This window comes from Psychromonas antarctica (genome assembly GCF_022267535.1).
GTDB classification, from domain to species: domain Bacteria; phylum Pseudomonadota; class Gammaproteobacteria; order Enterobacterales; family Psychromonadaceae; genus Psychromonas; species Psychromonas antarctica.
Genome location: NZ_JAHNZV010000074.1, coordinates 1 through 14,557, shown reverse-complemented (window position 1 = coordinate 14,557; position 14,557 = coordinate 1). Strand labels below are relative to the sequence as shown.

Here is a 14,557-nt window from a genome sequence, read left to right as displayed (position 1 = left end):
AAGCTCTACGCATCCTATTTTTAGTCCTCCTAGTAAGCAAAACATGCGGACTAAAGTCCGCGCCCCAGAACGAAACCACAATGCCAGGTTAGCCTAACCAAGGGGCGTGGACTTTAGTCCACCAAGTAAAAACAGAACAACTTAACATTGCGAGGTTATCCTAACCAAGGGCGTGGAACGAATGCAAGACAGTTCAGTGTCATGAGCGGATAAGCTCTACGCATCCTATTTTTAGTCCTCCTAGTAAGCAAAACATGCGGACTAAAGTCCGCGCCCCAGAACGAAACCACAATGCGAGATTACACTATCTAAGGGGCGTGGACTTTAGTCCACCAAGTAAAAACACAACAACGTCACAATGTGAGGCTAGGTGAAACAAATCACAATACGACGGGCTAAGGCTTTATTGCCACTCAATCTTCGCCTTTGTTATTTTATTTAGTACCTTGGCTAAACTTGCTTTGGCAGAGAGCTCTCCATGCACTAGGTTTATTTTACTCGGTTTAATACGCATGCGCTTTACAAAATTTACCAGATCACTCTGATCAGCATGAGCTGAATAACCGCTTAGTGTATGAATTTGTGCATTAATATCAATTCGCTTGCCATCCAAGAGAACATAACCACCTGTTGGCCCGTAAGTTTGTATTTCGCGCCCAGGAGTGCCTTGTGCTTGATAACCCACAAACAAAACATCGGTTTGTGGATGAGATAATAATGCTTGCAGGTAATTAACAATGCGCCCACCACTGCACATGCCACTGGCCGCGATGATAATCGCGGGCTCATTGCTGTTTTGTAAGCGAGCCACTAATGCCAGATGTTCACGGTGTTCATCAATAGTAATCAAATTATCAAAATTAAGCGGATGTCGTCCCGCTTTTAATTTTTGTTGGGCTTCTTTATCCCATAAAGGTTTAAGTTGGCGATAAAATGCGGTGAAATGTGCAGCTAGCGGTGAATCAATAATAATGGGCAAATCTTGCCAACATTTTTGCTTGTTTTTAGCTGCCGACTTATTCTGACCAACTTGATAGATGATCTCTTCTAATTCATATAAAAGTTCTTGAGTTCGCCCAATGCTAAAAGCAGGAATGAGAATCACGCCACCATCTTGTAAACTACGCTCAACAATATTTTTTAAAGCTTGGCATCGCACAGCCCTTCCTTGATGCTGCCTGTCACCATAGGTACTCTCTAAGATCAACCAGTCACATTGATAAGGTGATTTAGGGGCGGGTAATAAAGGTGTATACGGAGCGCCTAAGTCACCAGAAAACACAATGCGGGTTTTCTTACCCTTTTCTGACCAGACTATTTCGATATAAGCAGATCCAATGATATGCCCAGCCTGTTTGAATTTTACTTTTAGGCTATGCTTTTTTGCTACTAATAAACTATTTTCAGCCTTGGACAAGGTTATATTTTGCCATTTTCCGTAATCAATACCGATTAACTGTTTATCCAACCGATTTATGACTGCTTTGATTAATGACGGGTTGCGTGTCACACCAACTTTTATGGCATCTTCTATCACTAAAGGTAATAATAATGCTGTGGCTCTAGTACAATAAATAGGGCCTGTAAATCCAGCGGCAAGTAGTGCTGGTATCCGCCCGACATGATCAATATGACAATGAGTAATTAAAACAGCTTGAATTTTATCTATAGCAAATTCAATGTCCCACTGATTCTTGATCTGTTTGCTTTCGTTACCTTGAAACATACCACAATCAATTAAGAGACTGCTATCCGGGCTTATTTGTAGCTCATGGCATGATCCCGTCACGCCTTTTGCTCCACCATGGGAAAATAAATTCAAGCTGTATTCCAACTATTGGTCATGGTTAAAATTCGATGCCATTAAATACATCAGTGGTATAAATAACCTCAATTCTGGATAAGCTAAACGATACAGTACCGTTATTTACGCGTATTTCTGCGTTAAATCATCTAGCAATAAACAGTTATTGCTGCGATGATTCGCCTTGAACTACGCAAAACTAACAGCACTGTATAATATGTTTTTTAACTTTTTGATATTTAATCTAATTTCGTTTCCATTATCCAGAACTGAGGTTAAATAATAAATGAAGTCAGCGTTAAGCCCCCTCTATTGCAATACGAGGGGGCTACTTATGGGCGATTACAATGTCAACCATGGTTGTATTTTTTTTAAGGTACCGGGGCCAATCCCTTTAACATCGACTAGTTGCTCAAAACTAATAAAAGCACCATTTTCTTGACGGTAATCGACAATAGCTTGGGCTTTTTTCTGCCCGAGCCCTTTGATTGTAGCAAGCTGTTCACTGGTCGCCTGATTGAGATTTATTTTTTCTGTCATTTCCACAGAAGTGGTCATTGGCTGCACGGTTTTATCAGCAGCAAAAACGTGCAGGCTACTTGATAATAGAAGTAGTGATAAAACAACAAATAAAGAATGTATAAATTTATTAAACATAAGTTTTTCCTTTTAAATGATTAAACACACCATTTAAATTAGATTAAAATTTGACTTAATCAAGGCGATGTAAGAGAAATCTTTTTATGGGCAGTCATAATTTGCAAACTGGATCACGTTAATATGCTTTATCTGCTAAAGAACAGCTTCCTTTTAGACTCTTCGATTCACCCTAGATTGCAATTTTATGCATCACAGCTAAGTACAATTTGGTTTGCTGATTCTGCATCTTAAAGTAACATGGGTATACAACGCTTAATGTTATTGCTTAACGTTCTTAACTAAGAAAGCAAAATATCTTTTAGTAATAAAGAAATTAAAAAATTGGAAAGTTAATTTATGTTCACATTGCATCATTTTCAGAATTTACGCGCGGCACAGGCTTTTTCGGATTATCTAAACGCGCTCAATATTAAAAATCAAATTAGACATGATGAATTTGATTACCAATTGTTGATTGAGCAAAACACACAACAGATTTTAGCGCAAAAAGAACTCGCTTTATTTCTACAAAACCCCAACGATCCCAAATATCTTGCAGCAAGCTGGCAAGCGGGCTCTACAACTCAAGAACATACGCAATTCGCTTATGCAAACTCTGATTTAATAAGTAACTTCATTAGCCATGGCGGTTTTATTAGCCATGCTATTCTGGTTGTCTGCATAGTGATTTATGCATTCACAAGTTTAGGTGGGTTGCAGCCAATGCAATCTTTTCTCGCTTTTTTTACCCAACAACCTTTTGATTACACTGAAAGCTGGCGCTTTATTACCCCGGTTTTTTTGCATTTTAGCTTGTTACATCTGGTCTTTAATTTACTTTGGTGGTGGCAATTGGCTGGTATTGTTGAAAAGTCGCATGGCAAACAACGCTTAGTGTTACTTTTTATGTTCAGCGCCATTGCATCCAACCTTGCCCAATATTATTTAGTGAGTCCCTATTTTGGCGGATTAAGTGGCGTTGTTTATGCGTTAGTGGGGTATTGTTGGTTATTTGGTCTACTTAATAAGGGCAGTAAAGTCAATTTACCCAACTCTTATTTTATATTTTTACTGTTTTGGCTAATGCTTGGCTTTGTCGATCTATTACCCGTTAATATTGCTAATTATGCACATCTGGTGGGCTTGTTAGCGGGCCTGTTTTTAGCACTCATAAGTTCAAAACTGAAAGCCAACGGCTAATCGCTATCGGCTCAAAGATTACTGATATAAATATTTGGTAAAGAGCAGATCTTCAACCGGATTTTTGCCTGTTTGTGCATATAGGAGATCGTTTATCTCTTTTAAACAGCGCTGACGAATGCTATCTCGCTCGGTAACTGATTTTACAATCTCTTCATTTTGCTCACCAAATACGGTAATTATTTTATCACGTATGAGGGGTTCATTCTTTTCGAGCAGCGTATAGTTACCTTTTGTTTTTACCATTAATTCAACAGTAACCCGTATAAAACCAATGCGCTTTCCTGGTTTTATATAATTAGTGATAATATCCGGCTCAAGTAAGAAATACTGATATCCATTTTGATTATCTTCGCTGCTAGCCTCTTCAGCAAACAGTGTCGATGAGAAGAGTGACAAGCAAAGCACACAAAATAGCGCTTTTTTAAGCATGATTATTTCCTTGTAACAAAGATAAACAGTTCATATAGTTGGATGCTACAATAACAAAATATTTTTACTTTTACCTCTTTTGAGAGTGAAAAATCTTTAGTAGTCAAAGGTATCTATGGTCAATCTCCTGTTTCCGTTCAGCTCTTCTAGCCCTTGGCTTTCAGAAATCAAAGCGCAGCAGTGCCCTCCCAAGATAAGTGAGTGGCTATATGACCAGCAATCCTTAACTAAAAAATTAGAGGGGTTATGTCAGAATTTTCATGTTCAGGTCAAACAACAAATAATAGTTGCAGGCGAGTCATCATTATCAAACTATTTCAGTCCGGATAGGAAACGACTCGTACGTGAAGTCTTTTTATATTGTGATGATCGCCCCTTCGTCTTTGCGCAAACAGAAATTCCGATAAGCACATTAACAGAGCAACAGGCACAACTTTCGGAAATTGGGACACAATCACTGGGTAAAATATTATTTAACGATCCGTCCATGAAACGCGGGCAAATTGAAGTTGCAAAATTTACTGATAAATTAGCACTCGCGCTGTTATCTCCTCCAATCCAAGACAATTACGATCACCCACTGTGGGCAAGGCGTTCACTTTTTTATCTGAACAGTAAACCCCTGTTAGTCAGTGAACTGTTTCTTCCTGCGTCCACTATATACTCAACATGAGTTATTTATCATGAGCTACTTCAGTAAACAAAAATTACACGCTTATGCGCAGTTGATGCGCATCAATAAACCAATCGGTACGCTGTTATTATTGTGGCCGACGTTGTGGGCATTATGGATTGCCGCACAAGGTTTTCCATCCTTAAATGTATTGCTGGTGTTTTCACTCGGCGTCTTTTTAATGCGTAGTGCGGGTTGTGTTATTAATGATTTTGCAGACCGTAAAATTGATGGTTTTGTTGAACGAACAAAGCAGCGCCCGTTGCCATCTGGGCGAGCGACGACTCGCGAAGCACTGTTACTCTTTTTGGCCCTCGGCATTATCTCCTTCCTATTAGTATTAACGCAAAATAGTTTAACCATTGAGCTCTCTTTAGCAGGTATTTTATTAGCCATTTTCTATCCCTTCATGAAACGTTTTATACCGTTCCCTCAATTTATTTTAGGGTTAGCCTTTAGCTGGGCAATTCCCATGGCCTTTGCTGCACAGGCAAATGAGTTGCCCCTTGTGGCATGGATTTTATTTGTTATTAATATTCTTTGGACCATCGCCTACGACACCCTTTATGCGATGGTTGATCGCGATGATGATTTGCAAATTGGTGTTAAATCAACGGCAATACTATTTGCACAATATGATAAATTGATCGTGGCTCTATTACAGTTAAGCTGTTTGATTTTATTGGTTTTACTCGGATGGATGCAAGCCTTTGCTGGGATCTATTTTGGCGCGTTATTGGTTGTGTTAGCTTTATTTATTAAGCAACAAATCGATATCAAGGAGCGCGAAAAAAAGGCCTGCTTTAAAGCCTTTTTAGATAATAACTATGTGGGCTTAGTTATTTTTATCGCGCTATTTTTAAATTATCTCTAACAACCAGGCCCACATTCCAGACACTCATTAAGCATCTCGGAACCGAGTCGCAATTTAGCGTTAAGATCACGTAATGCCGTACGTACACCCTCTTCGATTACAGGATGATAAAAGGGCATGTCAAGCATCTGTGAAATCGTCATTCTGTTTTGATGTGCCCATGCAAGCAGGTGAGCAAGATGCTCCGCTTGCGGGCCAATCATCTCAGCACCTAAAAATCGTCCCGTACCATGCTCACCATAAACATTTAATATCCCTTTGTTTTTCAAAATGACGCGGCTGCGGCCCTGGCCTTCAAAAGAAACCGTCCCCGTTTCAAAACAGTTACAACCGGTATATTTAGCGCTCACTTGCTTATGGCTTAAGCCCACCATCGCTAGCTGGGGATCGGTAAACACAGCGGCAATAGACGAACGTCGTAAACCAACACGAATATTGGGGTAAACAGCGGCATTATTGCCCGCTATTTTGCCCTGATCTGCCGCCTCATGAAGTAGCGGGATTTGATTGCTGGCATCGCCTGCTATAAATATCGACGGCACAGAGGTCTGCATCGTGAAGGGGTCGGCAATTGGCACACCACGGTCATCGTTTTCTATTTCAATGTTTTCCAGGCCGAGGTTATCGATATTAGGACGACGGCCAGTCGCTGCAAGCACATATTCCACTTCAATAACTTGCTCAACTTGCTGCTTGTCCAAATAAGTGATTTCAACACCCGCACCTTTGCGCACCATGTTTTTAACCTTTGCATCGGCATCTAAATAAAATTCATCGGAAAAGGTTTTCTGCGCGTAAGCCATCACTTGTGGATCGGTAAAGGGTCCCACTTGCCCTCCCATACCAAACATCCACACTTTAACCCCCAAGCGGTGCAACGATTGTCCGAGCTCAAGGCCAATCACACCCGGACCAAATACGGCTATCGATTCAGGTAAGTCGGTCCAGTTAAAGAGATCATCATTAATAATTAAGCGATCGCCAAGCTCATTCCACACTGCTGGATAACTTGCTCGAGAGCCTGTCGCGATAACCACGCGCTGCGCCTCTAATAATGTATGGTCACCTATCTGTAGTTGCGTTTCACTAATAAATGTCGCATTACCTATGAGCTTATCCTGCGCCGGGATATCCTCGACTGCATCAATAACAAACCCCACAAAACGGTCGCGTTCATCACGTACACGCTGCATCACTTTGTGGCCATCAATACGTATTTCGCCTTCAACAAAAACACCAAACGGTGACGTGTGGGCCGCGTTATGTGCCGCTTCGGATGCTGCTATTAATAATTTGCTTGGCATACAACCAACACGCGCACAAGTTGTGCCAAATTGCATGCCTTCAATAAGTACGACCGAATCATTTTTTGCTTTAGCAGCACGGTATGCGGCAAGACCTGCGGTTCCGCCTCCAATCACTGCAATATCTACTTTTAACTGTTTCATCACTGCTCCATGTTTAATGCCAATCCGCACAACTATCTGATCAATCTTACTGGTTAAAATTAATGACCCTTTAATGAAGCTGAATGGGATAAGACTATTGATATGATATTTAAAAAAAAAGCGCAATTTTCTAGTTGAAAATGCGCTCTACTCTGATTTTAAGTGTAACGCCTTAGTGGCGTATTAGCCGTTAACGTAAGCAATCACTGCATCACTATCACCAAGGTGTTTACCATCAACGAATAACTGTGGAAAAGTTGTTTGTCCGCTTACGGCTCTTAGGCTTACAGTAGTTGCATCTTTGCCTAAGACAATCTCTTCAAAAGCGATATTATTTTCTTTTAATGCAGCTTTCGCTTTTGCACAGAAAGGACAACCTGGTTTAGTAAACAATGTAACAGCTGATGGCGCTTTGGCATTGGGATTAAGATACTTCAGCATAGTATCAGCATCTGAGACTTCAAACGGGTCACCCGGTTGGTTTGGCTCAATAAACATTTTTTCAATCACGCCATCTTTAACCAACATGCTGTAACGCCAGCTACGTTTACCAAAACCGATATCGCTTTTGTCGACTAACATTCCCATACCTTCAGCGAAGGCGCCTGTACCATCTGGTACGACCGTAATATTATGTGCTTCTTGATCCGCAAGCCATGCATTCATTACAAAGGTATCGTTAACTGCCATACACACTACATCGTCGACGCCATTGTCTTTTAAAACCCCAGCCAATTCATTGTAACGAGGTAAATGTGTAGAAGAACAAGTCGGCGTAAATGCACCAGGTAAGGCGAAAACAACCACTGTTTTACCTGTAAACAATTGATCAGTGGAGACATTTACCCATTCATCATTTTTACGCGTTGGGAAAGTAACACTTGGGATTTTTTGACCTTCAATATTTTCTAACATGTACTGCTCCTAATCGTTTATATTAAATTACGTATTGTGTTTACATTATTTACAAGAAGTTAACTTGTTTCGATGTAGTGATTATGGACCACCTTTATGGATAGATAAAATCGTTTGTTATTATTAGTTTGATAGGCTTAACTTATTGAATATAATTTCTGATTTTACAAAACAGTTTATATGCTGAAAATAGTCAATTATATAAACGCCAAACTACATGGCTATCTTTTAGAAACATAAGACTAGCTGCACAAAATATAATCTTATATTCCTTAAAAATCAAAAATAGCTAACTCAAGACTCATTACGAATAACTTTAATTATCTCGCTAGTTGAACAGCCTTCTTCAAACTGTAATACACGCACTTCGCCTCCATTTGCAATCACCTCAAGACCGCCTGCTATTTCTTCTGGTTTATAGTCCCCACCTTTAACTAACAGATCTGGTAATATTTCAGAAATTAAGCGCTGCGGCGTCTCTTCACTAAATTCAATCACCCAATCAACAGCCCCTAGGCCCGCTAATACCGCCATGCGGCGATCAACAGGATTAACCGGTCGCCCTTGCCCTTTTAAATCACGCACTGATTGATCACTATTGACCGCTACAATTAAGCGCTGCCCCTGTTCACGAGCACTATTTAAATAAGAGACATGGCCGGCATGCAAGATATCAAAGCAACCATTAGTCATCACAACTTTTTCACCGCGATGCTGTGCCAGCTTAACGGCAAGTTGTAATTGCTCTTGCGTCAGCACACCAAAGCCGATTTCCTGCTGACTGTAAACTGCATTCGCCAGTTCTATCGTATTCACTGTGGATGTACCGATTTTACCAACGACGACTCCCGCGGCAGCATTAGCCAATGTGCAGGCATTCTCAAATGAACTGCCTGCAGCTAATGATGCGGCCAAGACAGAAATGACAGTATCTCCGGCCCCCGTTACATCATAAACCTCTTGCGCTTGCGTAGGCAGGTGGAAAGGGTCTTGCCCAGCACGTATTAAGGTCATCCCATTTTCACTACGGGTTATCAATAATGCTTGAAAATCAAATTTTTGACATAAAGCCAAGCCACGTTCGGCTAATTCTTGATCGTTTTTACAATGGCCGACAACCGCTTCAAATTCAGATAAGTTAGGCGTTAATAAGCTTGCTCCACGATATTTCTCAAAATCAGATCCTTTAGGATCGACCAATACCCGCGCACCTGCTTTTTTGGCCAACTGGATCATAGATTGCACATCCGCCAACGATCCTTTGTTATAATCCGATAAAATAACCACAGCACTTTTATCCGCTAAACTTGTGCGCATTTTTTCTAAAATTGGCGCGCTATCTATATCATGAAAACCCTCTTCGAAATCTAAACGTAACAGTTGCTGGTGACGGCTTAATACGCGTAATTTGGTGATTGTCGGAAAATTCGCAACAGTCACAAAGTCCGTCATCACACGTACCGATTTCAACCCTTTTGCCAGAGCAGAGGCAGCTTCATCATCACCCACCAAACCAATTAAAGTCGCCTTTCCACCCAGTGCTGCGACATTCAACGCCACATTAGCAGCACCACCAGGACGTTCTTCAATACCTTCAACTTTAACAACGGGTACAGGAGCTTCAGGGGAGATACGCATTGTCGGGCCATGCCAATATCTATCTAGCATGACATCGCCAACCACTAATACATGTGCCTTTTCATACTCAGGTAATGTTATTTTCATGCTCATTCTCTTCTTTTTTTAAACTTATCGTTGTAACAACTTTATTCCCTAAGGTTATCATAATCACACTTTCAAGCATTAGCCATTTTTGCTTATGACTAAGATCATAGGAAGAAAAAACAGCGAGTTACAAAAAAACACAGCGACTTATACTGTAACCATAAAATTGGGAGTGTAGTTATGTTAACCATATTATGTATTGACAGTGATCCACAACGCCTTGCGCAGATTAAACAAGATCTGCTGCCTTTAAGCGCGCAGATAACGATTATTCAGGCAATCAATTTGTTGCAAGCAGAAAAATTGATTGTACAAGACAAAGAAAAGATAGCCTTAATACTGTGTGCGCAAAAACTGGATGATGGCGATGCAATCTCTATCTTTAATCGCTCCCAATGTAATTTGATGCGTAAAATTGTTTATACCACGACGCCCTGTATTGAGCAGCTAATTACGTGCATTAACCAAGGACATATCAATTATTTTTTACAATATCCCTTTCAAACCAAAGAGCTCACTCAGGTTATTCAAACACAAATCAGCAGTTATAAAATCAATCACCAGCAAGAGATACAATCGCATAGCAGAATTGTAGATAAAACCTGTTTATTGGATAAACCCGAGATCCCTAGCTCTGCAAATTTTCAAGACAGATTTTTAGATTATTCACTGTATTCCGATTCAGAATTATCTAACCTCGTCATTAAATCACTATACAAAATATTAGAAGAGAAAGATGAGCACAATGTACGCCGCCGTTATAGTGCTAACCACCTCCTTACGCGAGAGGGTGAAATAAACCGATTTCTTTGGTTCATTACCAAAGGGGAAGTATTACTTAAAAAGCGCAATGCCCATGGTGAAACCCAAGATATCACCATTATGCAAGCAGGCACGATGGTTGGTGGGATGTCGTTTTTAACCGAAGAAGCGGCTTTTAGCACCGGTATAACAACCGTACCGACAGAGGTTTTAAAAGTCGATAATGCGATATTTTCACAAATTATGCAGTCAAATTCAGAACTACTTGCCCCTTTTACAAATCTGCTACTACGTAACTTCAATCGCCGCTTACAACACAGTATATCCACAGAGTTAGCTCTGCAGGAAACCCTACAATATTTGGATGCAGCCCATAGTCAATTAGTTGAAAGTGAAAAAATGGCCGTATTAGGACAACTGGTCGCAGGTGTCGCACATGAGCTTAATAATCCAGTGTCTGCTATTTTGCGAGGATCTGACACCCTCATTACACTTATTTCAACGCTGATTAGCCACGATAATGAGAGTGCCTTTTCCTTACTGGCGCAAAAAATGTTACAACAAGGTTTAACGATATCCGCACTTTCCACTTCAGACGTACGTTTACGCACAAAAAAACTGCTCATAAATATAAAAGATAAAAAGTTAGCACAACAATTAGTGAATATGAATTTAGATGGTGTTGATATTCCCCTTAAAAATAATTTAAATTTACAACAAACGGTTTCATTACTCAGTAAATACCATCAGGCAGGCACTATTTTACGTAACAGCAATGCCTGTGCTGCGCGCATTGCTGATTTAGTGAAAAGCTTAAAACACTATGCTGGGCAAGACGGTGAAACCTTTGCATCGGCCAACATCCATGAAGGGTTGGAAGAAACGCTGATTATTTTTGAAAATAAACTTAAAAATTATGAGGTCATCAAAGAGTATCAACAACTGCCTCATATTAACTGCCACCCAATTGAATTAGAGCAGGTATGGACCAATATTATAGCCAATGCGATTGATGCAACAGGCGGTAAAGGTTTATTGAAAATATCAACGGTCAATCTAGCTTACGATGATACCCCCAGTGTGCAAGTTATTATCGAAGACGATGGCCCTGGCATTCCAGATAAGACAAAAACTAAAATATTTGAACTCAATTATACCACTAAGCGAGAAGGTAATTTTGGTTTAGGAATTGGTTTAACTATCTGCGCACAAATTATTAAACGTCATAATGGTTATATAGAAGTTGAATCTGAAGAGAGTAAATTTACGCGATTTATTATTACGCTACCGGTTTTTAACCCTGACACAAAAAGTAAATAAAATCCATTTCAGCATAGAGTAAGGCGAGAGCTCACAAAATACAGATATAAAAAAGCCCGCAATTTGCGGGCTCTAAATAGCTATTACGCTATAGCAATTTGCCAACAAATTACTTCTTACCAAGCTTCTCTTTAATACGAGCCGCTTTACCAGTAAGTTCACGTAAGTAGTACAGTTTAGCCTGACGAACCACACCGCGACGTTTAACTTCAACGCTTCCTACAATTGGGCTGTGCGTTTGGAATACACGCTCAACACCTTCACCATTCGATATTTTACGAACTGTGAAAGCTGAGTGTAAACCACGGTTACGTTTAGCGATAACAACACCTTCGAATGCTTGAAGACGTTCTTTTTCACCTTCTTTTACGCGAACACGTACAATCACTGTATCACCTTGAGAAAACTTAGGAAGATCAGTACGTAGTTGTTCATTTTCAATTGCTTGTATAATATTGCTCATTTTAATACCTTAATTACCTAGTTAGCCAATAACATCGCTGGTTAGTTGGAGATACCTTCCAGAGCAGCAAGCTGTTTCGCTTGCTCGTCAGTCAGAGCTAGGTTGTTTAATAAATCGGGCCTTCTCTTTTTCGTACGTTGCAATGATTGCTGTAATCGCCAAAGACGAATTTTTTCATGATCACCGCTCAATAATACACTTGGCACTTGTTTTCCATCCAACACCTCTGGACGTGTGTAATGTGGGCAATCAAGCAGACCATCCGCGAAGGAGTCCTGCTCTGCTGATAACACATGACCTAAAACACCCGGTACAAAACGTACCACAGCATCAATTAAGACCATCGCTGGCAGCTCACCACCACTTAATACATAATCGCCTACTGACCATTCTTCATCAATAAGACTTTCAATCACACGTTCGTCTATACCTTCATAACGCCCAGCCACTAAAATCAACGCATCGCTGCTTGCTAGTGATTGTGCGCAAAGATGATTCAAACGCTTTCCTTGAGGGGAAAGATAAATTACCTTTGCTTTATGCCCTGCATCAAAGGCAGCCTGTTTAGCTGCTAAAATGGCATCCCGTAAAGGTTGCACCATCATTAACATGCCAGGCCCGCCACCATAGGGACGATCATCGACCGTTCTATGTTTATCTAAAGTGAAATCACGTGGATTCCAACATTCAATTGACAGCAGGTTATTTTTTACCGCTCGACCTGTTACCCCATTTTCGCTTATGGCCCGGAACATATCCGGGAAGAGGCTTACAACCCCAATCCACATCACTTTTCTCCTAGGGCAATCAGAAATCAGGTTCCCAATTAACTTCAATTAATTTGTTTGTAATATCTACACTAGAAATTACTTGCTGTTCAATAAACGGAATCAACCGTTCTTTTTGTCCAAAAGCATCCTTCGAGTTGGCTTTAACAACAAGCACATCATTTGAGCCTGTTTCCATGATTTCGGTGACAACACCTAAATCATAAGCTTTGTCAGTACGAACCTGACACCCGATCAAATCTCGCCAGTAGAAATCATCTTCCAATACAGGAAGGTGGCATGGGTCAACAAAAAGCGCTAAACCGACTAAAGCTTGTGCTTCTTCTCTGACATCAAATCCTACTATTTTTGCAATAAAACCAGTACCGTGACGTTTCCAATCCGCTATTTCAACTTCTTGAAACTGTCCTTTTGATTCCATTAACAATGGCTTAAATCCAAAAATACTTTCAGCATTGTCGGTGTAGGAGTGGACTTTTATCCAGCCTTTGATGCCATAAACTGCACCAAATTTACCCATTTCGATTGGCTTTGCTTTTTCGCTCACCTAATGCTCCTCACCTAACTGCACTTATGCAGCAACAGCGTTGTCTTTTACTAATTTTGCGACACGATCACTTAGCTGTGCGCCAAGACCAAGCCAATGGCTGATGCGATCTGTATCTAAACGTAATTTTTCTGCTTTACCTTGTGCTGTAGGATTAAAGAAACCTACTTTTTCAAGGAAACAACCGTCACGCGGGCTACGGCTATCTGTTACTACCACTTGGTAGAATGGGCGTTTTTTAGCGCCACCACGAGCTAAACGAATAGTTACCATATCGTCCTCTATTTATTATTAAACGTCATCAGTCAGAAATTTCTGACCACCTGCTTTTGTAGAAAGCTGCAAAATTATACTCTTCTTACTCAAAAGAACAATCAAAATCACACTTTGCTGTGTTTTTTGAGCATTTAACCTAATCCCATAATGTTAGGTTGTTATGGGGCGCGGACTTCAGTCCGCATGGTGTTGTGACTTGGTGGACTAAACCATGGCCCTTGGTTAGGCTAGTCTCGCATTGTGGTTTCGTTCTGGAGCGCGGACTTTAGTCCGCATGGTGTTGTTACTTGGTGGACTAAAAATAGGATGCGCAGAGCTTATCCGCTCATGATCCTGAACTGTCGTTCAATTCGCTCCACGCCCCTTGGTTAGCGTAACCTGGCAATGTTAAGGTGTTCTGTTTTTACTTGGTGGACTAAAGTCCACGCCCCTTTGTTAGGCTAGTCTCGCATTGTGGTTTCGTTCTGGGGCGCGGACTTCAGTCCGCATGGGGTTGTGACTTGGTGGACTAAACCATGGCCCTTTGTTTAGTCTTACCTCACATTGTGACGTTGTTGTGTTTTTACTTGGTGGACTAAAAATAGGATGCGCAGAGCTTATCCGCTCATGATCCTGAACTGTCGTTCAATTCGCTCCACGCCCCTTGGTTAGGCTAGTCTCGCATTGTGGTTTCGTTCTGGGGCGCGGACTT

14 protein-coding genes are annotated in these 14,557 nt (G+C 40.8%); 4 read left to right on the top strand and 10 right to left on the bottom strand.

Annotation, left to right across the window (positions count from 1 at the left end; translation table 11 throughout):
* Nucleotides 1-403 precede the first annotated feature (403 nt).
* Nucleotides 404-1,822, bottom strand: a complete 1,419-nt coding sequence (locus KSO91_RS12860) for an MBL fold metallo-hydrolase RNA specificity domain-containing protein (RefSeq protein ID WP_238743402.1) — start codon at nucleotides 1,820-1,822, stop codon at nucleotides 404-406.
* A 324-nt stretch (nucleotides 1,823-2,146) separates the two neighbouring features.
* A complete protein-coding gene (locus tag KSO91_RS12855; protein ID WP_238743401.1) occupies nucleotides 2,147-2,461 on the bottom strand; it encodes a ComEA family DNA-binding protein in 315 nt (104 codons plus the stop codon).
* A gap of 339 nt (nucleotides 2,462-2,800) precedes the next feature.
* Here KSO91_RS12855 and glpG point away from each other — a divergent pair, with 339 nt between their 5' ends.
* Nucleotides 2,801-3,643, top strand: a complete 843-nt coding sequence (glpG, locus tag KSO91_RS12850; RefSeq protein ID WP_238743400.1) for a rhomboid family intramembrane serine protease GlpG — start codon at nucleotides 2,801-2,803, stop codon at nucleotides 3,641-3,643.
* Between the two features lie 18 nt (nucleotides 3,644-3,661).
* Here the strand turns inward: glpG and KSO91_RS12845 are convergent, their stop codons facing one another.
* Entirely contained in the window at nucleotides 3,662-4,075 is a 414-nt protein-coding gene (locus KSO91_RS12845) for a flagellar basal body-associated FliL family protein (protein WP_238743399.1), read from the bottom strand.
* Between the two features lie 115 nt (nucleotides 4,076-4,190).
* On the opposite strand from KSO91_RS12845, the gene KSO91_RS12840 reads away from it, so the two are divergent.
* Together KSO91_RS12840 and ubiA are read left to right on the top strand one after the other, a co-directional pair.
* Nucleotides 4,191-4,748: a chorismate--pyruvate lyase family protein gene (locus KSO91_RS12840; RefSeq protein ID WP_238743398.1), complete on the top strand. Its 558-nt coding sequence runs from the start codon at nucleotides 4,191-4,193 to the stop codon at nucleotides 4,746-4,748.
* 10 nt (nucleotides 4,749-4,758) lie between these two features.
* Entirely contained in the window at nucleotides 4,759-5,622 is an 864-nt protein-coding gene (gene ubiA, locus KSO91_RS12835; RefSeq protein ID WP_238743397.1) for a 4-hydroxybenzoate octaprenyltransferase, read from the top strand.
* On the opposite strand, the gene KSO91_RS12830 is transcribed toward ubiA, so the two are convergent.
* From KSO91_RS12830 to hldE, 3 genes are all read right to left on the bottom strand, one after another.
* A complete protein-coding gene (locus tag KSO91_RS12830) occupies nucleotides 5,619-7,070 on the bottom strand; it encodes a dihydrolipoyl dehydrogenase (protein ID WP_238743396.1) in 1,452 nt (483 codons plus the stop codon). The genes ubiA and KSO91_RS12830 overlap by 4 nt on opposite strands.
* A 183-nt stretch (nucleotides 7,071-7,253) precedes the next feature.
* A complete protein-coding gene (locus KSO91_RS12825; protein WP_238743395.1) occupies nucleotides 7,254-7,985 on the bottom strand; it encodes a glutathione peroxidase in 732 nt (243 codons plus the stop codon).
* A gap of 294 nt (nucleotides 7,986-8,279) precedes the next feature.
* A complete protein-coding gene (hldE, locus tag KSO91_RS12820; RefSeq protein ID WP_238743394.1) occupies nucleotides 8,280-9,710 on the bottom strand; it encodes a bifunctional D-glycero-beta-D-manno-heptose-7-phosphate kinase/D-glycero-beta-D-manno-heptose 1-phosphate adenylyltransferase HldE in 1,431 nt (476 codons plus the stop codon).
* A 180-nt stretch (nucleotides 9,711-9,890) separates the two neighbouring features.
* On the opposite strand from hldE, the gene KSO91_RS12815 reads away from it, so the two are divergent.
* Complete coding sequence (locus KSO91_RS12815; protein ID WP_238743393.1) at nucleotides 9,891-11,792, top strand: ATP-binding protein; 1,902 nt, start codon at nucleotides 9,891-9,893, stop codon at nucleotides 11,790-11,792.
* Between the two features lie 109 nt (nucleotides 11,793-11,901).
* On the opposite strand, the gene rplS is transcribed toward KSO91_RS12815, so the two are convergent.
* The 4 genes from rplS to rpsP are packed head-to-tail and all read right to left on the bottom strand — an operon-like array spanning nucleotide 11,902 to nucleotide 13,863.
* Nucleotides 11,902-12,255: a 50S ribosomal protein L19 gene (gene rplS / locus KSO91_RS12810; RefSeq protein ID WP_238743392.1), complete on the bottom strand. Its 354-nt coding sequence runs from the start codon at nucleotides 12,253-12,255 to the stop codon at nucleotides 11,902-11,904.
* Nucleotides 12,256-12,296: 41 nt separating this feature from the next.
* Entirely contained in the window at nucleotides 12,297-13,043 is a 747-nt protein-coding gene (gene trmD / locus KSO91_RS12805; protein ID WP_238743391.1) for a tRNA (guanosine(37)-N1)-methyltransferase TrmD, read from the bottom strand.
* Nucleotides 13,044-13,062: 19 nt separating this feature from the next.
* Nucleotides 13,063-13,590, bottom strand: coding sequence for a ribosome maturation factor RimM (rimM, locus tag KSO91_RS12800; RefSeq protein ID WP_238743390.1), 528 nt, complete (start codon nucleotides 13,588-13,590; stop codon nucleotides 13,063-13,065).
* A 24-nt stretch (nucleotides 13,591-13,614) separates the two neighbouring features.
* Nucleotides 13,615-13,863 carry a 30S ribosomal protein S16 gene (gene rpsP, locus KSO91_RS12795; protein ID WP_238743389.1) on the bottom strand — a complete coding sequence of 83 codons (249 nt, stop codon included), beginning with the start codon at nucleotides 13,861-13,863 and terminating at the stop codon, nucleotides 13,615-13,617.
* Nucleotides 13,864-14,557: the final 694 nt, after the last annotated feature.